Annotated in this window: 17 protein-coding genes; 10 read left to right on the top strand and 7 right to left on the bottom strand. The window is 75.1% G+C overall.

Going from position 1 to position 17151, the window contains the following annotated elements; all coding sequences use genetic code 11:
• The first annotated feature begins 143 nt into the window (after positions 1–143).
• On the top strand, positions 144–698 hold the full coding sequence (locus Csp2054_RS11325; protein WP_141399241.1) for a hypothetical protein: 555 nt from the start codon (positions 144–146) through the stop codon (positions 696–698).
• A 25-nt stretch (positions 699–723) separates the two neighbouring features.
• On the opposite strand, the gene Csp2054_RS11320 is transcribed toward Csp2054_RS11325, so the two are convergent.
• From Csp2054_RS11320 to Csp2054_RS11310, 3 genes are all read right to left on the bottom strand, one after another.
• Positions 724–2085, bottom strand: coding sequence for an MFS transporter (locus Csp2054_RS11320; RefSeq protein WP_141399240.1), 1362 nt, complete (start codon positions 2083–2085; stop codon positions 724–726).
• 372 nt (positions 2086–2457) lie between these two features.
• Positions 2458–4461, bottom strand: a complete 2004-nt coding sequence (locus Csp2054_RS11315) for a collagen binding domain-containing protein (protein ID WP_096899414.1) — start codon at positions 4459–4461, stop codon at positions 2458–2460.
• Positions 4462–4635: 174 nt separating this feature from the next.
• A complete protein-coding gene (locus Csp2054_RS11310) occupies positions 4636–5094 on the bottom strand; it encodes an NUDIX domain-containing protein (protein WP_096899413.1) in 459 nt (152 codons plus the stop codon).
• A 95-nt stretch (positions 5095–5189) separates the two neighbouring features.
• On the opposite strand from Csp2054_RS11310, the gene Csp2054_RS11305 reads away from it, so the two are divergent.
• Together Csp2054_RS11305 and Csp2054_RS11300 are read left to right on the top strand one after the other, a co-directional pair.
• A complete protein-coding gene (locus Csp2054_RS11305; protein WP_096899412.1) occupies positions 5190–5714 on the top strand; it encodes a hypothetical protein in 525 nt (174 codons plus the stop codon).
• Entirely contained in the window at positions 5702–6097 is a 396-nt protein-coding gene (locus tag Csp2054_RS11300; RefSeq protein WP_096899411.1) for a hypothetical protein, read from the top strand. The genes Csp2054_RS11305 and Csp2054_RS11300 overlap by 13 nt, the downstream gene beginning before the upstream one ends.
• Here the strand turns inward: Csp2054_RS11300 and Csp2054_RS11295 are convergent.
• The 3 genes from Csp2054_RS11295 to Csp2054_RS11285 form a co-directional block, all read right to left on the bottom strand.
• Entirely contained in the window at positions 6049–7104 is a 1056-nt protein-coding gene (locus Csp2054_RS11295) for an SGNH/GDSL hydrolase family protein (RefSeq protein WP_176491670.1), read from the bottom strand. The two genes, Csp2054_RS11300 and Csp2054_RS11295, sit on opposite strands and share 49 nt — an antisense overlap.
• Positions 7105–7234: 130 nt before the next feature.
• Complete coding sequence (locus Csp2054_RS11290; RefSeq protein ID WP_096899409.1) at positions 7235–7591, bottom strand: PRC-barrel domain-containing protein; 357 nt, start codon at positions 7589–7591, stop codon at positions 7235–7237.
• Between the two features lie 71 nt (positions 7592–7662).
• A complete protein-coding gene (locus Csp2054_RS11285) occupies positions 7663–8652 on the bottom strand; it encodes a glycosyltransferase family 9 protein (RefSeq protein WP_096899408.1) in 990 nt (329 codons plus the stop codon).
• Positions 8653–8753: 101 nt separating this feature from the next.
• Between Csp2054_RS11285 and Csp2054_RS11280 the strand changes: the two genes are divergently transcribed.
• The 7 genes from Csp2054_RS11280 (at position 8754) to Csp2054_RS11250 (ending at position 15728) form a co-directional block, all read left to right on the top strand.
• A complete protein-coding gene (locus Csp2054_RS11280) occupies positions 8754–9305 on the top strand; it encodes an HAD family hydrolase (protein ID WP_096899407.1) in 552 nt (183 codons plus the stop codon).
• Positions 9302–10366: a glycosyltransferase family 9 protein gene (locus tag Csp2054_RS11275; protein WP_096899406.1), complete on the top strand. Its 1065-nt coding sequence runs from the start codon at positions 9302–9304 to the stop codon at positions 10364–10366. Before Csp2054_RS11280 ends, Csp2054_RS11275 begins: the two co-directional genes overlap by 4 nt.
• Before the next feature lie 104 nt (positions 10367–10470).
• On the top strand, positions 10471–11487 hold the full coding sequence (locus Csp2054_RS11270) for a glycosyltransferase (RefSeq protein ID WP_096899405.1): 1017 nt from the start codon (positions 10471–10473) through the stop codon (positions 11485–11487).
• Entirely contained in the window at positions 11484–12881 is a 1398-nt protein-coding gene (locus tag Csp2054_RS11265; RefSeq protein WP_096899404.1) for a glycosyltransferase, read from the top strand. The genes Csp2054_RS11270 and Csp2054_RS11265 overlap by 4 nt, the downstream gene beginning before the upstream one ends.
• Positions 12878–13510 (top strand): SIS domain-containing protein, encoded by a 633-nt coding sequence (locus Csp2054_RS11260; protein ID WP_096899403.1) that lies wholly within the window; start codon positions 12878–12880, stop codon positions 13508–13510. The genes Csp2054_RS11265 and Csp2054_RS11260 overlap by 4 nt, the downstream gene beginning before the upstream one ends.
• On the top strand, positions 13507–14895 hold the full coding sequence (locus tag Csp2054_RS11255) for a PfkB family carbohydrate kinase (protein WP_096899402.1): 1389 nt from the start codon (positions 13507–13509) through the stop codon (positions 14893–14895). Before Csp2054_RS11260 ends, Csp2054_RS11255 begins: the two co-directional genes overlap by 4 nt.
• Before the next feature lie 128 nt (positions 14896–15023).
• The gene (locus Csp2054_RS11250) at positions 15024–15728 is read left to right on the top strand and encodes an SDR family oxidoreductase (RefSeq protein WP_096899401.1); all 705 of its coding nucleotides are present in this window, start codon (positions 15024–15026) and stop codon (positions 15726–15728) included.
• A gap of 154 nt (positions 15729–15882) precedes the next feature.
• On the opposite strand, the gene Csp2054_RS11245 is transcribed toward Csp2054_RS11250, so the two are convergent.
• On the bottom strand, positions 15883–17028 hold the full coding sequence (locus tag Csp2054_RS11245) for a glycosyltransferase family 9 protein (protein WP_096899400.1): 1146 nt from the start codon (positions 17026–17028) through the stop codon (positions 15883–15885).
• Between the last annotated feature and the right edge of the window lie 123 nt (positions 17029–17151).

The raw sequence follows: 17151 nt of genomic DNA, 5'->3' as shown, positions 1-17151 counted from the left end.
CACCGCCTCGTGTTCCGGCAGCCCCGTCAGCGGCGCCTGCGGAATCGCCGACAGGGCTGCCCGCGTCCGCGGGGCCAGCGGCGGCCCTGGCGGGTGGTGCCGGTACCGGACCATCGGGCGTCGGCGGCGACCACGACGCCGGCGTGACCGCGCCCGTGGGTGGTGCGCCGGGCCTCCCGTCCGGATGGCGTGGTCGGATGCGCGGTCTGCTACGGCCGACCCGACCACCGCTCTGGATCGCGCTCGGCGTCGTCGCGGCGGTGGGCGTGGCGTTCGGCGCCGGCACCGTCGTCGGCACCGCGCGGACGACGACGCCCGCCGCGCCGACCGTCACACCGACGGCGGGGGCCGTCACGCTCGAGCAGCTGCTCGACCTGCCGCAGACCTACGCCGACCAGCTCCCCGGCCCGGTGGACGCTCCCGTCAGCCTGCACTCGACCCGCCTGGTGTTCACGAACCGCGCCCTGGACGGCGGTTCGCTCGAGACCCCCTGGAACGTGTGGGCCGGGGTGGGCACCGACCGCTCGACGATCTGCCTCGTCGCGACGGCCGACCGCATCCAGTCGACGACCGCCTGCTACCCGCGCGAGGACGCACTGCACGGCTCCGTCTCGCTCTCCGCCCAGTCCACCAGCGGCACGCTGACCCTCTGGCTGCGGGGCGGCGGTGTCCAGGGCAGCGTGACGGACTCCTACTGAGGCCGGACTGCCCGACGGCCGATCGTCACTCGGACGGGCGCGTCCGTACCGAACCGGTGGCGATGCCGACGGAACCGGTGACGGTCTGGATCGCTCGGCTGATCACCGGGACCGAGGTCGTGACGACGGCGAGCGACGACGTGATCGCCTCGAGCGACGAGGTGGACAGGTGTTCCTGCGTGTGCGAGTGGACCGGGAAGCCACGGCGGGCGACGACCACGACGCCGAGGGATGCCAGGAGAACCGCCCCGCCCGCGAGCGGGAGCCACTGGAGGCCGATCGCACCGAGCGCCTGTCCGCCGAGGGCGGCTCCGGCGGCGATGCCGATGTTCGAGGCCCCGTTGACGAGGGCGCCGGCGATGTCCGGGGAGACGCCCCCGGTCCGGATCGCCGCGGCCATGAACAGCGTCCCCGTGGTGCCGTTCGCGGCCATCCAGACCCCGGCGACCACCATCGTGCCGAGCAGCGACCCGTGCACGAACGGCAGGACGGCGAACGCCGCCGCCATCACCGCGACCGCGACGACGAGCGTCTGACGGGGTGCCCGGTCCACGAAGAGCCCGGCGAGCCAGAGGCCGACCACGCCCGTCGCGCCGAGCAGGAGCAGCGCGCCCGAGACCAGGTGCGCGTCGAGGCCGGCGTCGACGGTGTAGGGCCCGATGTACGTGTAGACGACGTAGTGCCCCGCGAAGAGCAGCAGGTCGGCGACCACGACCGACAGCAGCCCGGTCCGCGCCCAGGCCCGCGGCGAGCCGATGTGCGGCGACGAGGCGCCGCGGACCGCCGGCAGGAAGAGCAGGGCCACGACCGCGAGCACGGCAGCAGCGACGGCGACGGCGCCCACCGCGGGTCGCCAGCCGATCGTCTGCGCCACCCAGGTGGCCAGCGGCACGCCCAGCACGAAGCCCAGCGAGCTGCCCGAGTAGACGAACGCGATCGCGCGGCCCGCCAGCCGCGGCGGCACGATCCGGGTGGCGTACGCCGACGCGACGCTGAAGAACAGCGCGTGCGCCACGCCCCCGACGACGCGGCCCGCGCAGACGACCGCGAACGACGGTGCGAGGGCGACGAGCACGTTCGACACCGCGTAGCCGACGAGCGTCGACACGAGGACGGCCTTGCGCGGCAGACGCGCCGTCAGCGAGGTCAACGGGAGGGCGAGGAGCGCCACCGCCGCGGCGTAGACGGTCACGACGATCCCCATGCTCGACTCCGCGACGCCGAGGTCGCGGCTCATGGTGCCGAGCAGCCCGACAGGCATGAGCTCGGTCGTGATCGCGAAGAACGTGGCGAGCCCGAGGACGGCGATGCCGACGATGGACTGGCTCGTCACGGTGATCGGCCGCGTGGGCGTGGGCACGGCCGAGGTTCGGGTGGTGGTGGACACGGGGCTGACCTCCTCGCTGGGGACGTCCGGGCGCACTGCGGACGTCGAAGAGACGACGAGGGGCTGCGCGCTCGAGCTGTGGATGTGTGGGATGGGTACGACTCCACGGCGAGTGCGCTCCTCCAGTGTGACACGGGGTGTCCGTGTGCCGCGAGAGGGTCTGCCGTGAAAGTCCTCGGAGCGCTCCAACGGCGCGCGGACGCGGAGTGTTCCCGGCTGGAGGCAGCGTGGATCCCGGGCGTGTCGCCGATGCGTCGGGAAGGCAGCGGTCCCGCGGGCCCCGTCCTGGTGGTGAGGGGCCGGCGGGCGCTCGGTCCTGGTGCTGAGGGTCCCGCGGGCGCTCAGCCCTGGTGCTGAGGGTCCCGCGGGCGCTCAGCCCTGGTGGTGAAGGGCCCGGCGGCGCCGGACGGTCTGGATCGTGAGGAGCCCCGCCCCGAGCAGGACCAGGGCGCCGGCGGCGACGATGCCGGGTCCGAGGTCGGCACCGGTGTACGCGAGTGCTCCGGTCGCGGGCGCCGGTCCCCCGTCGGAGATCGGGACGGCGGTCGGACCCGCAGCCGGTGTCGGCGTCGGGGTCGGCACCGCCGTCGCGGCCGCGACGACGAGGTCGGGGACGGTGACGACGGTGGCCTGGTCCGGCCCGGAGGTGAACGAGACCGTCCGGTCGCTGCCCGCGACCGCCACCGTGTACCCGGTCGAGGGCTGGAGACCGTCGAGGGTGTAGGCGCCGTCCGCGTCCGTCGTCGTGGTCACGGGGGCGCCGACGGTCGGGTCGTCCGGCGTGGCCGTGACGGTCACGCCGACCACCGCCGTGCCGTCGGTGTCGACCACCCGTCCGGTGGCGCTGGTCGTGACCGGGACCGGCGCGGCGGGCGTGGTGAAGACGAAGTCGCGGGTCGCGGTCGCCCCGGCTGTGAGCGTCACGGACGAGCCGGTCGTCGGCCCCTCGGCGTCCGGAGAGGGGAGCGCGGGACGCACCGTGTACGTGCCCGGGAGCGTCGCGAACGCGTACCGGCCCTGGGCGTCCGTGGCTGTGGTGGCGACGACCGCGCCGTCGGAGTCGAGCAGTTCGACCGTGGTGCCGGCCCGGGGAGCGCCGTCGAGGGTGATGGTCCCGGACACGGTGCTGACGACCGGGCCGGCGTCGATCGGGTCGGGCGTCGCGGCGGTGCCGGGCTCGCTGGTCGTGACGGTCACCGGCGTCTGGCCGTCGACGGCGACCTGGACGTCCGTGCGTGGCGGGAGTCCGGCGGCGGTGTAGACCCCGGCGTCGTTCGTCGTGGTCTGGATCGGGTTCGCCGGGTCGGTCGGGTCCGTGATGGTCACCGGGACGTCGGCCACGGGGACGTCGCCGTCGACCACCTGCCCGATGATCGAGGAGGTGCCGGACGGGGAGGTGAACGGGAAGTCCGCGGTGTCGTCGGTGCCGACGAGGTCCGCCGTCTGCGTCGCCAGGGCGGGATCGATGTCCGCTCCCGGTGGCGGCGTGACCGTCACGGTGTAGCCGTCGATCTGCGCGAGCGCGGGGAAGCTGTAGGACCCGTCTGCGCCGGTGACCGCCGTGTACACCGTGCCGCGCGGCGCGGTCACGGTCACCGTCGCGCCCGGCAGCGGCGCACCGTCGAGCGTCGCGGTGCCGGTCAGACCCGCGGCCCGGCTGGCGAACCAGGTCTGGTAGACGGGGAACCCGCTCCGTCGCTCGAAGGTGATGGTGAGGCTGGTGAGCGGGACCGTCGGCGAGAACCACCCGGTCGCCCCGGCGGTGTCGGTCGACGTCGCGTTGCCGACGAGGGTCCGGCTGGCCGCGTCCCAGGTCGGGAGGTCCCTCCCCGTGGTGCCGTTCGGGTCCGGGGAGCAGGACCAGCCACCGGACACGACCGCCGAGCACGAGTTGTAGACGCTCTGGAACCCGAGCTGCGCCGCGGTCGCCTGCCCGCCGCCCTGCACGGTGGCGGAGATCATCGCCTGGTCGGCGTCGACGTCGCCGAGCACGAACGCCCAGCTGCCGACCGGCGTCGGCTCGGAGAACGTGTAGGTGGTGGTGGACGGCTGACCCGACTGGTCGGCGAGCGGCCGCTGGTTCAGGTAGGTGCTGCCACGGCTCGTGCCGAAGCGCTGACCGGGCGGTGTCGACGCGGACTGCCACGTCGAGTTGCCGCTGACGACGGTCGACTGGCGGGAGTCGCTCGTGAAGGTGGTCGCCGGGAAACCGGCCATCGTCACCGTGCCGGCGTAGGCCTTGCTCCCGCCGGAGAGCGTGAACGTCCCCCACTGCTGCACCGGTTCCGCCGACGCGGTGGACGCGCCGAGGAGCGCGAGCCCCGATCCGAGTGCGAGGGCGGTCAGTCCAGCCGTGATCGCGCGCCAGCGTTGCATGAGGACTCCCCTGGTGGTTCCCGTGCCCGGGCCCCGACACCTGGACGTCCGCACAGGCTATCCACGCAGCGCGGACGCGGTCCAGGGGCCGTGGTTCCGGCGTGCGGCTTCCGGCCAGGCCCAACCAGGCCCGGGCAGGATCGGTCAGTCGCGGTCAGTCCCGGTCAGTCCCGGTCAGTCCCCGAGCCGCTGCGCGAGCACGTCGAGCGCCGCGACCTGGCCCTGCACGACGAGGCTGCCGGCCTGACCGATCGGCACCCACCGCCCGTCGTCCACCTCGGGGACGTCGACGAACCGGCCGGAGCCGCGCGGCAGTTCGACGCGGACGGTGGCGCTGCGGACGCGGTCGACGTCGAACCCCGGCGCCGAGAGCGCGAACACCCGGACGACCTTCGCCGACTGGCGGAACGTGCCGAGGTCGACCGGCTCCCCCGACGGCGCGGGCACCCCGACCTCCTCGGCGAACTCGCGGCGGGCGGCGTCGAGCGCGGCCTCCCCCTCCTCGAGCTCCCCCTTGGGGATCGACCACGCGCGCGTCCGGCTGCGCCAGAACGGCCCGCCCATGTGCACGAGGAAGACCTCGGTGCCGGCCGGGCCGGACCGGAACAGCAGCAGTCCCGCACTCGTCCGCACGAGCCGAGGCTACGGCACCGCGCGCTGCGGAGTACCCTGCGCGGCAAGGAGCGCCACGAGACGCCCCACTGGCCTGCACGAGGAGGTCGATCGGGATGGACGGACGGTGGACGACGGTCACGCTCGCGGCGGACGCAGCGCGACCCCACGACGAGGCGCTGCGCTGGATCGCGGCGCACGCGGAGGGCATCGAGCGGATCCGGGTGATCGGCGTCGACCCGGCGTTGGACGGCCCGGCCGGACCGGACGGCCGACCCGCCGTCGAGGCGCTCGCCGACGCGGCCCGCGCCGCGGTCCCGGGCGCCGAGGTCGAGGTCCGTCGGCACGCGGGGTCGTTCGCGAACGCGCTCGTCGCCGAGTCCGACGACAGCGACCTGCTCGTGGTCGGCACGTGGCGCAGCCGCCGGGGTTCGACGGCCGGTGGCGACCCGGCGCGGATCGCCGCCCGCGCCGCGGTCCCCACGGTGGTGGTGCCCGACGCGCCGCACCCGATCGACGGCGACGTCGTCCTGGCCGTCGAGGAGCCGCTCGACGAGCAGGCGGTGCGGGTCGCGGTCGACGAGGCGACGCGACGGAACCGGCGGCTGACCGTCCTGCGGCGTGGGAGATGCCCGTCCTGACCCGGACGGGACTGACCGAGTTCGTCGAGGATCCGCTGCGCTGGCGGACGGGCAACGCGGCGCTGCTCGAGCGCGTCACGGCGACCCTCCGCGAACGGCACCCCGGGTTGCGGGTGCGACCGCTCCTGGTGGAGGGACACCCGGGTCGCGCCATCGCCGGCCACACGCGCACGGCCTGCCTCGTCGTGCTCGGTCGCGGCCACGTGCACGCCCTGTCCGGTTCGGTACTGCACGACGTCCTCCGCGCCACCGTCTCCCCCGTGTGCGTCGTCCCGCCGACCGCGCACGAGGACGGTCCCGCGGCCGGAGTGCTCGCGGACCGGACGGGCGATGCTCAGCCCGCGAGCGACCGGACGGCCGAGGCGACCCGCTTCGCGAGGTAGGCCACGCCGCGCTCGTTCGGGTGCAGCGCTCCGGGTCGCATGTCGATCCGCTGCAGGTCGCCGGAGCCGTCCAGGGACACTCCGGCGACGTAGGGCCGCTCCGTCGCGCACGCCGACCGTGCCTGCGTGCTCGCGAACACGTCGACGAAGCGGACCCCGGCGGCTCGCGCGGCGTCCGCGGAGACCGTGTCGAGTCGTGCCTGCACGTCGTGCAGGTACGCGACGTCGGTGTCCGTGAACGGGTAGGAGTTCGTCGGGAACGACCCGGCCAGGGTCGCGAGGTCCACCGCCGACCGGAAGCACCCGCGCTCCGGCGTGTGCTCGGTGTCGGGGAAGATCGCCGGGTACCCGAGGAAGACGACGATCGCGTTCGGTGCGGCCTGCCGGATCCGGGCGAGGGTCGTCGCGATCCCGAGCGCCACACGGGAGTCGATGCGCGTGGCGAGCTGGTCCTCGCCGTCGCGCACGAAGGTGCTCTCGCACGACGGGGCGTCCCGACCCGAGAACACCGGTCCCTTCGCGGACAGGGCCAAGCAGGACGCGGCCGTGCCGAACAGGTCGGCGTCGTTGCCGCCGATCGTCAGCGTCACCAGCCGGGTGGAGTCGGAGAGCGCGCTGATCTGCGGCGGTACGCCGTGGAACTGGTGGCCGGACACCACGTCCGTGCTCGTCGCACCGGCACAGGTGACGTCGGTCAAGGCGAGCCCGAACCGCGCGGCGATGCGGTGCGGGTAGTCCCGCGCCGACTGGGCACACGCGTTGGTCGGCAGGTGCGACGGGTCCGCGAGGCCGTACCCGGCGGAGTACGAGTCGCCGAGCGCCACGTACTCGCTGCCCAGCGGCAGGTCCGTGAGCCGCTCAGGCGGGTCCGACGACACCGGGAACGGCTGCGGGACCGGCCAAGACGGCGCCGCGGCCGCGACGGTCGCCCCGCCTCCGGCACCGGGGCCGACCGGGACGACGCCGACGAGTCCGGGCACGAGCACGCCGAGCACGGCGACGAGCACCAGGGCGGCGAGGGGCCTCGGGCGGGCGGTGCGGCGCAGCGGAGCCTCCGGTGGACGGGCGCGGACGGGCGCGGTCGGGCAGGGAGCGACCAGGCTAGCCGCTCCGGCTCGACGGACGCCCTCGCCGGCGTCAGCGGCGACCGAGCCGCCGCTCGCCGCCGCTGCCGGTCTGGTAGGCCAGCCCGTAGTGCTCGTACAGCCCCGGCTCGACCGCGGCGTCGAGTTCGCCGTCGGTCGGGATGCTCGGTGCGTCCTTCACGAGCTTCTTCGCGTACGCCACGATGAGGTGCTTCGGCGCCACGAGCGCACCGGTCAGCGGGACGAAGAGGAGCTTCTGGAAGCCGACCAGTCCGGTGGTGACCGACGCGAACGCCGGGTCCGAGGTCGCGGTGTCGTAGTAGATGCTCTCGAGGACCCCGATGCGCTCGTCGTTCTCGTCGACGACCGGCAGGCCGATCCAGTCCCGGATGTTCGCGGCTTCGAACACGGTGGTTCCCTCCCGGCGGCCGGCGCGTCCGACCGCTCCTCCCCGACGCTACTGCTCGGGAGCGGGGCGGGTCACGACGCGGGCACGGACGTGCGCGGAACGGCACCGAGCCCGTCGACCGCCGCCAGCACGTCCTTCGCCGACACCGCGAGGAGTGCCGGGTCCGGCTCCTCGGCGAAGACGTCGCCGAGCCGCTGCGACGCGTCGGTGAGGACCACGTGCGGACCCTCCGCCGGCGGACCCCAGGCCTCGGGCGGAGCCGGGCCGAACAGCACGACCGACGGCACCCCGTACGCCGAGGCGAGGTGCGCCGCACCCGTGTCGACGGTGACGACGAGCGCCGCGTCGGCGACCACCGCGGCGAACGGCTGCAGGTCGACCACGCCGGCCAGCACCGCCCCCGGCGCCAGGCCGGCCGTCTCCGCGACGGCACGGGCGCGCTCGACGTCGTCCGCGCCTCCCGTCAGGACCACCTCGTGCCCGCGGTCGCGCAGCCCCCGCACCACCGCGGCGAACCGGTCCGTCGGCCAGTGGCGCGCGCCGTGGAACGCGCCGACGTGCACGACGGCCGCGCCCGGGGCGACGGACGGCTCGACGGGCCGGTCGATGGCGACCTCGGCGGGGTCGGCCGGGATCCCGTGCCAGGAGACGAGGTCGGCCCAGCGTGCGCGTTCGTGCACGCCCTCCGGCCACTCCGGACCGTCGTGTCCACGAGCGGGGTCGCGGTGACCGATCACCCGCGCGGGACGCAGGGCGTCGAGCAGGTCCGACGACTCGGGGCCGACGCCGTGCAGGTTGACCGCGACGTCGACCGATCCGACGGGCGCGGCGATCGCGTGGTCGAGCCCGTGCTGGGCGAGGTGCACGTCGACGGCCGGCACGAGTTCGACCACCGGGGCGAGCCAGGCGGTCGTCGCCAGGGTGATCCGGTGGCCCGGGAACGCCCGCCGCAGGGCCGTGAGGGCGGGCACGGCGACCAGGAGGTCACCGAGCTTGATGGCGCGGAGGACGAGCAGGTCGGGTCGGCCGTCGGACGGGGGCATGGTCGGGAGCGCGGTCACCGACCGGACGGTATCCGTCGCCCCCTGCGCGCCGACACGGGTCCGCGTCCTGCGGCTCATCCTGGACGGCCCCGCACCCCCGGGCCGGTAGGGCTTGGCTCATGGCCCTCGCTCTGGACCGCCCCGTGGGCGGTGTCCTCTTTGACCGCGACGACACGCTCGTCGTCGACGTGCCCTACAACGCCGATCCGCACCTCGTGGTGCCGGTGCCCGGGGCGCGCCGGGCGGTCGCACGGGCGCGGGCGGCGGGACTCCGGCTCGGGGTCGTCACGAACCAGTCGGTCATCGCGAAGGGCATGGCCACGGCGGAGCAGGTGGCCGCGACGAACGCGCGGGTCGACGAGCTCGTCGGACCCTTCGACGTGTGGTGCGTCTGCCCGCACGACGCCGGCGACGGGTGCGACTGCCGGAAGCCGCGGCCGGGCCTGGTCCTGGCCGCCGCCGAGGTGCTTGATGTCCCCGTCGCCGAGCTCGTCGTCATCGGGGACATCGGCGCGGACGTGGGAGCGGCCCGCGCCGCCGGGGCACAGGGCATCCTCGTGCCGACCCCGCGGACCCGTCGGGAGGAGGTCGACGCCGCGGACACCGTGGCCGCCGACCTCGACGAAGCGGTGTCTCTCGTGCTGGCATCACGGGCGGTGCGCACGGCATGACCACGACCCGACCGCGGGTCCTCGTCGCCCGCCTCGACTCCTTCGGCGACGTCCTCGTCGCCGGTCCGGCGGTCCGTGCGGTCGCTTCCGGAGCATCGCACGTCACGCTGCTCTGCGGACCGCAGGGCGCTCCCGCCGGGGCACTGCTGCCCGGCGTCGACTCGCTGCGCACGTGGGCGGCGCCGTGGGTCACCGAGACCGACCGACCGCTCGACGACGCCGTCCTGACGGAGTTCCGGGCACTCGTCGCCGAGGAACGACCCGACGAAGCGGTCGTCCTGACCTCCTTCCACCAGTCGCCGCTGCCGCTCGCGATGCTGCTCCGGCTGGCCGGTGTCCCCCGGGTGAGCGGGGCGTCGGTCGACCACCCCGGATCGCTCCTCGACGTCCGGCTGCGTCCCGGCGAGGACCTCCCGGAGGACCTGCCCGAACCCGAACGCGCCCTCCGCATCGCGCAGGCTGCGGGGTTCGCACTGCCGGACGACGACGCCGGGAGGCTCGAGGTTCGACACGACGCCGTCGCACCTCCCGAGGTGGCCGGCCTGGGCCGGTACGTGGTGGTGCACCCCGGCGCGAGCGTGCCGGCCCGCTCCTGGCCGGCCGAGCTGCACCGCGCGCTGGTGGCGTCGTACGTCGCGGACGGCACACCGGTCGTCGTCACCGGATCGCCCGGCGAGCGGGCGCTGACGGCGGAGGTGGCCGGCGCGGGCGGCGTGGACCTGGGCGGCCGGACCAGCCCAGCCGAGCTGGCGGCGGTGCTCGCCGGCGCCGAGGTGGTCGTCGTCGGCAACACCGGACCGGCGCACCTCGCGGCCGCGGTCGGAGCGCCGATCGTCAGCCTGTTCTCCCCCGTCGTCCCCGCCGTCAAGTGGGCGCCGTACGCGCCGCTCGTCGAGCTGCTCGGCGACCAGTCCGCGCCGTGCCGGCTGAGCCGGGCCCGGGAGTGCCCCGTCCCGGGACACCCGTGCCTGTCGCGGGTCGGCGTCGACGATGTGCGGGAAGCGCACCGGAGACTCCTCGACCGCGTTCCGCGGATCAACCGGTCGGTTCCTGCGGGCTGACGGAGGAGGCGCTGCGTAGCGTGCGCCACTGCTGCTGCTCCTTCTACTGGTGCTGCACCTCCCCTGCTCCTCGTCCTCTCGCCCGCTCCGACCGGAAGGCCTGCATGCGCATCCTCGTGTGGCACGTCCACGGTGGCTGGATGGACGCGTTCGTCCGCGGCCAGCACCAGTACCTCGTCCCGACGAACGCGGCGCGCGACGCCGACGGGTTGGGACGGGGTGGACGGGACTGGCCGGACTCCGTCCTGGAGATCGCACCCGAGGACGTCGCGGACGCCGAGGTCGACGTGGTCGTGCTGCAGCGCACCGAGGAGCTCGCGGCGGCGGAGCGACTGCTGGCGGGTCGCGACGTGCCGATCGTGTTCGTCGAGCACAACGCGCCACGGACGGACGTGCCGAACAGCCGGCATCCCCTCCGTGACCGCGACGACCTCCGGATCGCGCACGTCACGCACTGGAACGCCCTGATGTGGGACTGCGGCACGACACCGACCACCGTGGTCGAGCACGGCGTCGTCGACCCCGGGCCGCTCTGGACCGGCACCCTCGAGCGGTTCGGCGTGGTCATCAACGAGCCGGTCCGCCGTGGCCGGGTCGTCGGCACCGACCTGCTGCCCCGCTTCGCCACCGAGGCCCCGGTCGACCTGTGGGGCATCGGCACCGAGCGCATCGGCGAGCTCGGCTTCGGCGACCGTGTAGTGGCGCAGGGGGACGTCCCGTCGGACCCGATGCACCGAGCGCTCGCGGAACGCCGCGCCTACGTGCACCCGAACCGGTGGACCTCCCTCGGGCTCTCCCTCATCGAGGCGATGCACATGGCGATGCCGGTGCTCGTCCTCGCCACGACGGACGCACCGCGGACGGTCCCTGCCGACGCCGGCGCGATCGCGACCGACGTCGAGGAGCTGGTGCGTGCCTCCCGGCTGCTGCTGGACGACCCGGACGAGGCGCGCCGTCGCGGCGCGGTCGCCCGGGAAGCCGCGCTCGAGCGCCACGGGCTCGCCCGCTTCACCGCTGACTGGGACGACCTGCTCGACCGGGCCGTCTCCGACCACCGGAACGCGCGGTCCGCGCGACGGAACGGCGCGACCGCGGTCGCACTGGAAGGGAGTGCCCGATGAAGATCGCGATGGTGTCCGAGCACGCGAGCCCGCTCGCGACCCTCGGCGGAGTCGACGCCGGAGGACAGAACGTGCACGTGGCGGAGCTGTCCGCCGCGCTCGCCGACCGCGGGCACGAGGTGACCGTCTACACGCGTCGTGAGGACGCGGACCTGCCGGTGCGGGTCCTGCTGCGCCCGGGCGTCGAGGTCGTCCACGTCGACGCGGGACCGGCGCGCCGGGTGCCCAAGGACGACCTGTTCCCGTACATGGGGACGTTCGCCGCCGTGCTCGCCGCCGAGTGGTTCGTCGACCGCCCCGACGTCGTGCACGCACACTTCTGGATGTCCGGTCACGCGGCGCTCGAGGCCGTCGCCCAGGTCCAGGCCCGGACGGGCGGCACCCGGATCCCGGTGGCGCAGACCTTCCACGCCCTCGGCGTCGTGAAGCGCCGTCACCAGGGCGCCGCCGACACGAGCCCCGCCGAGCGCGAATGGGTCGAGCCCGCGGTCGGCCGCAGCGTCGACCAGGTCGTCGCCACGTGCTCCGACGAGGCGTTCGAGCTCAAGGCGCTCGGCGTCCCGCTGCATCGGATCTCGGTCGTCCCGTGCGGCGTCGACGTCGACACGTTCCGTCCGGACGGCTCCGTCGAGGAGCGCGGACGCGCCCAGCGGGTGCTCACCGCCTCACGCCTGGTGCAGCGGAAGGGCGTCGGGACGACGATCGCCGCCGTCGCCTCGCTGGTGCACGAGGGCCGCGACGTCGAGCTCGTCGTGGTCGGCGGGGCCGGGACCGCCGGTGCCGACCTGCAGGACGACCCCGAGTACCAGCGGTTGGACGCCCTTGCACGCGACCTCGGGATCCGCGACCACGTGACCTTCCGCGGCCAGCTCGGTCAGCACGACATGCCCGCCGTCTACCGCAGCGCCGACGTCGTGGTGTGCGCGCCCTGGTACGAGCCCTTCGGCATCGTCCCGCTCGAGGCGATGGCGTGCGGACGGCCCGTCGTCGCCTCGAGCGTCGGCGGACTCATCGACACCGTCGTGGAGGACGCCACCGGCCTGCACGTGCCGCCCCGCGACGAGGAGGCCGTCGCGGACGCCGTCGGCGCGCTGCTCGACGACCCGGAGCGGCGGGCCGAACTCGGTGCCGCGGGACGTGTGCGTGCGGTCTCGCGCTACACCTGGCAGAAGGTCGCCGCCGAGAGCGAACGCGTCTACGACCGACTGCTCGCCGGCGGCTCGGCCGTGTCCGCCGCCGGCGTCGCCGCAGGTGTTGCTGCCGGAGGTGCCGTCGGGGCCGGTGCCGTCGGGGTCGGGGACGCCCGCTCCGGTCGGCGTCCCGTCGCCGACACCCGCCCAGGCCGCCGCGGCGGCAGCCCCCGCACCGTCGCCACCGAGAGGACCGCACGATGACCATCTCCCCGACCGAGGCCGTGCCCGCGACGCCGTCCGGGACCGTCCACGACAGCGTCCGCGTCGTCCGCGACCACGTCGCCGCGTCCGTCCCCGTCATCGCCTCGCTCGTCGACCACGGCGACCACATCGCCGCCTGGGCCGACGACATCGCCACGCGTCTCGTCGCCGGCCGCCGCCTCCTCGCTGCGGGCAACGGCGGGTCCGCGGCCGAGGCACAGCACCTGACGTCGGAGCTCACCGGCCGTTTCGACGGCGACCGGCCCGCCTACTCGGCGATCTCGCTGCACGCCGAGACCTCCGCGGTCACGGCAATCGGGAACGACTACGGCTACGACGAGGTCTTCGCGCGACAGGTCCGCGCCCACGCCCGCGCCGGCGACGTCGTCGTCCTGCTGTCGACGAGCGGCAAGAGCCCGAACCTGCTGCGCGCCGCCGAGGCCGCCCGCGCGGTCGGTGCGTTCGCGATCGCGATGACCGGCCCGCGGCCGAACCCGCTGGCGTCCGCGGTCGACGACGCGATCTGCATCGACGGACCGTCCGCGAACGTGCAGGAGGCGCAGCTCGTCCTCGTGCACGCGCTCTGCCGCGCGATGGAACCGGCACTCCGCCGCGGAGCCCGCCGGTGACCGGCGCCCCGCTCCGCGTCGCCCACCGGATCGCCGTCGTCGGGGACACGCTGCTCGACGTCGACGTGTCCGGCACCAGCGAACGGCTCAGTCCGGACGCACCGGTCCCCGTGGTCGACGTGCGCACCGACGACCGCCGGGCGGGCGGTGCCGGCCTCGTCGCCACCATGCTCGCCCGCGACGGCCACGACGTGACGCTCGTCACGGTGCTGTCCGACGACGGCCGGGGCGACGAGATCCGCTCGCTCCTGCCGGACGTCCGGGTCGTCGCCGGCCCGTCCGGAGCCCCCACCCCCGTGAAGACCCGGGTGCGCGTCGTCGACCACGCCCTCGTGCGGATCGACGAGGGGTGCGCCACGCCTCCCGTGCCCGACGCCACCGCGGAGATGACGTCCGCGCTCGACGGGGTCGACGCCGTCGTGGTCGCCGACTACGGTCGCGGCGTCGCCGCATCACCCGCGGTCCGCGAGGCGATCAGCGCGGCCGCGGCGCGGGGCGTGCCCGTCGTCTGGGACCCGCACCCGAAGGGCGCCGACCCCGTCCCGGGCACCACGGTCGCCACCCCGAACGCCGCCGAGGCCCGTGGCGTCAGCGGACTCACCGGCGAGGGCGTCCCGTTCGCGACCGACGCCGCCGTGGCCCTGCGGGAACGGTGGGGCGCCGGTTCCGTCGCGGTGACCCTCGGCGACCGCGGCGCCCTGGTCGCCTCGGCGTCCGGGAGCCGGTTCGTGCCGGCACCGTCGACCACCGTCGGCGACCCGTGCGGCGCCGGCGACCGGCTCGCCGCCGGGGTCGCCGTCGCCCTGGCGGACGGTGCGGACGTCGTCGACGCCGTCGCCGCCGGGGTCGCCGACGCGTCCGCCTACCTGGCGGCCGGCGGCGTCGCAGCGCTGTTCGCCGAGCCGGCGCCGGTCGCGGTGCCCGGCACCGACCGCGACGCGGTCCGACTGGTGCACCGTGTGCGGGCGGACGGCGGGACCGTCGTCGCCACCGGCGGCTGCTTCGACCTGCTCCACGCCGGCCACGCCCGCACGCTCTCGGCGGCACGGGCGCTCGGCGACTGCCTCGTCGTCTGCCTCAACTCCGACGAGTCGGTGCGCGCCCTCAAGGGCCCGGAGCGCCCGATCATGACCCAGGACGACCGCGTCGAGCTCCTGCTCGCGCTGGACTGCGTCGACGCCGTCATCGTGTTCGACGAGCAGACGCCGGACGAGGCGCTCCGTCGCTTCCAACCGGACGTGTGGGCGAAGGGCGGCGACTACGACGCGGCAGACCTCCCCGAGGCCGCCACGCTCGCCGAGTGGGGCGGCCGCGTCGTCACGGTCCCGTTCCACCCAGGTCGCTCCACCACCCGGCTCGCCGCCGCGCTCGCGCAGGTCGGCTGACCAGCACGCGCGCGGCCAGCACGAGCACGAGCGCGCGCACAACCAACACCAGCACCAGCACCAGCACCACCAGCACGGGCCAGCCGTCACCACGGCGTCCGGCACTCCATCCCCACGAAAGGACCTCCATGCCCGTCCCCACCACCCCCATCGGCCGCGTCCTCGTCACGGGCGGCGCGTCCGGGCTCGGTGCCGCCGTGGTCGCCGCCGTCACCGAGGCCGGCGGCACCCCGATCGTCCTCGACCTCGACGTCTCCGCGGTCGCCGAGGGCGTCGACGCGGTCGCCGTCGACGTCACGGACACGGCCGCCACCGAGGACGCCGTGCGCGCCGCGGCCGAGCGCCACGACGGGCTCGACGCGGTCGTGACGGCCGCGGGGATCGACAAGCCGGCGCCGATCGGCGGGATCTCCTCGGGCGACTGGGAGCGCATCGTCGCGGTCAACCTCCTAGGCACGGCCGCGGTCGTCCGCGCCGCACTCCCCGCGCTCGAGGCGACGCACGGCCGGGTCGTCACGGTGTCGTCGTCGCTCGCACTCCGTGGCGTCGGCGACGGCACCGCGTACTCGGCGTCGAAGTTCGGGGTGCGCGGCTTCTCGCAGGCGCTCGCCGCCGAGACCGGCGGCCGGGTCGGGGTCACGAACGTCATCCCGGCCGGCATGCGGACGAACTTCTTCGCCGGGCGGACCGAGCAGTACAAGCCGGGTCCGGACGCGCAGCTCATCGAGCCCGAGTACGTCGCGAACGCGATCCTGTTCGCGCTGTCGCAGCCCGCGGGCTGCGAGGTGCGCGAGCTGTCGATCATGCCGGCCACGGAGCCGAGCTGGCCGTAGGGCCTGTCGCGGTCGCTCCCACCTGACGGACGGGAGGCACGGTGCCAGCCCGCACCGTGCCTCCCGTCCGTCGTCGTGCCGGTCGCGCACCGCGTGCCGCTCCTGCTCCAGTCGCGTGCCGCGCGTCGCCCCTGCGTCGGTCGCGTGCCGCGCGTCAGCCGCGCGTCGCGGCCCGCGCGACGGCCGTCGCCCTGGGGCGGGGTGCCGCGGTGGCGAGCAGGTCGGCCACGTCGGCGAGGACCGCCTCCGGCGTCACCTCGTCGACGAAGGACGGGTCGTGCTCGCAGCGCTCGGCCGTCCACCCCACCTGCGTCACGTCGATGCCGCACACCGGGCAGCGGGTGACGAACGACAGGTGCACGCGGTGTCGGCCGCGGTCGAAGGGTCCGGCGTTCACGACGTTGCCGAACCAGAACACCCCGACGGTCGGGGTGTCGACGGCGACGGCCAGGTGCCGCGGCCCGGAGTCGTCGCCCACCATGACGTCGGCGGCCGCCAGGACCGCGGGGAGCTCGCGGAGCGGGAGCGACCCGACCAGGTCGTGCAGGCTACGGTCGTCTGGCACGGCCGCGCGGATGGCGTCCGCCGCCGGACGGTCGGAGTCGTCACCGACGAGCACCACGTCGTCCCCGGCGTCGAGCCGCGCCCGGACGACGGCCGCGAACCGGTCCGGACCCCAGCGGCGCCGGGGGTCCGTCGCGCCCGGGTGCACCGCGAGCAGCCGACCGCCGTCCGGACCGGGGCGGACGCCCAGCCGGGCGCGGACGGCATCGCGCTCGTCGTCGCCGACGTGGACCCGGGGGTCGAGGGTGACCGGCTCGGCCCCGGCGAGGGACACGACCTCGAGCGCCCGGACCACCTCGTGCTGGTAGTACACGTACCGGACCCAGCGTTCGAGGACCTCGGCGTCCTCCGTCGCGGTCCCCACCGTGTGCCGGGCACCGAGACCGAGCAGGAACGGGTTCGAGTTGCGGCCGCCCCCGTGCAGCTGGACCGCCAGGTCGAACCGACCGCGGGTGCGCTCGTTGAAGTCGTCGCGGCTCGGTGCGCCGTCGCCCCCGTCCCGGACACCCGGCACGAGCGGCAACTCCTCGAAGGCGTGCACCGCGTCCGTCCGGCCCCCGAGGACCGCGCGGGCGACCGGGGTGCCGAGCAGCGTGATCCGGGCCTCCGGGTACGCCGCCGCGAGGGCGTCGAGTGCGGGCACGGCGAACAGCAGGTCGCCGAGTCCCCCACCCCGCAGCACCGCCACCTCGTGGACGTCGTCGAACCGTGGGCCTCCGTTGCCGATCAATCGCACCCCACATGCCTACCGGTGCGTCCCCGACCGTCCGGACCGGGATGGACGAGAAGCGCGGAACCGTGACGACGTCCAGACGGGTGCGAGCAGCGTTCCAGGTGCCCCGCGTCCAGGCGCGATCGT

This window comes from Curtobacterium sp. 'Ferrero' (assembly GCF_002412165.1).
Classification (GTDB): Bacteria; Actinomycetota; Actinomycetes; order Actinomycetales; family Microbacteriaceae; genus Curtobacterium.
The sequence above is the reverse complement of the archived record's forward strand: the minus strand, read 5'-3'. Positions and strand labels throughout refer to the sequence as shown.

Bases quoted from the DNA above. Each gene is read 5' to 3' on its own strand.
- Csp2054_RS11275 (WP_096899406.1), top strand. From the start codon at position 9,302: ATGACCACGACCCGACCGCGGGTCCTCGTCGCCCGCCTCGACTCCTTC.
- Csp2054_RS11265 (WP_096899404.1), top strand. From the start codon at position 11,484: ATGAAGATCGCGATGGTGTCCGAGCACGCGAGCCCGCTCGCGACCCTC.
- Csp2054_RS11300 (WP_096899411.1), top strand. From the start codon at position 5,702: ATGCCCGTCCTGACCCGGACGGGACTGACCGAGTTCGTCGAGGATCCG.
- Csp2054_RS11315 (WP_096899414.1), bottom strand. From the start codon at position 4,461: ATGCAACGCTGGCGCGCGATCACGGCTGGACTGACCGCCCTCGCACTC.
- Csp2054_RS11250 (WP_096899401.1), top strand. From the start codon at position 15,024: ATGCCCGTCCCCACCACCCCCATCGGCCGCGTCCTCGTCACGGGCGGC.
- Csp2054_RS11280 (WP_096899407.1), top strand. From the start codon at position 8,754: ATGGCCCTCGCTCTGGACCGCCCCGTGGGCGGTGTCCTCTTTGACCGC.
- Csp2054_RS11305 (WP_096899412.1), top strand. From the start codon at position 5,190: ATGGACGGACGGTGGACGACGGTCACGCTCGCGGCGGACGCAGCGCGA.
- Csp2054_RS11260 (WP_096899403.1), top strand. From the start codon at position 12,878: ATGACCATCTCCCCGACCGAGGCCGTGCCCGCGACGCCGTCCGGGACC.
- Csp2054_RS11270 (WP_096899405.1), top strand. From the start codon at position 10,471: ATGCGCATCCTCGTGTGGCACGTCCACGGTGGCTGGATGGACGCGTTC.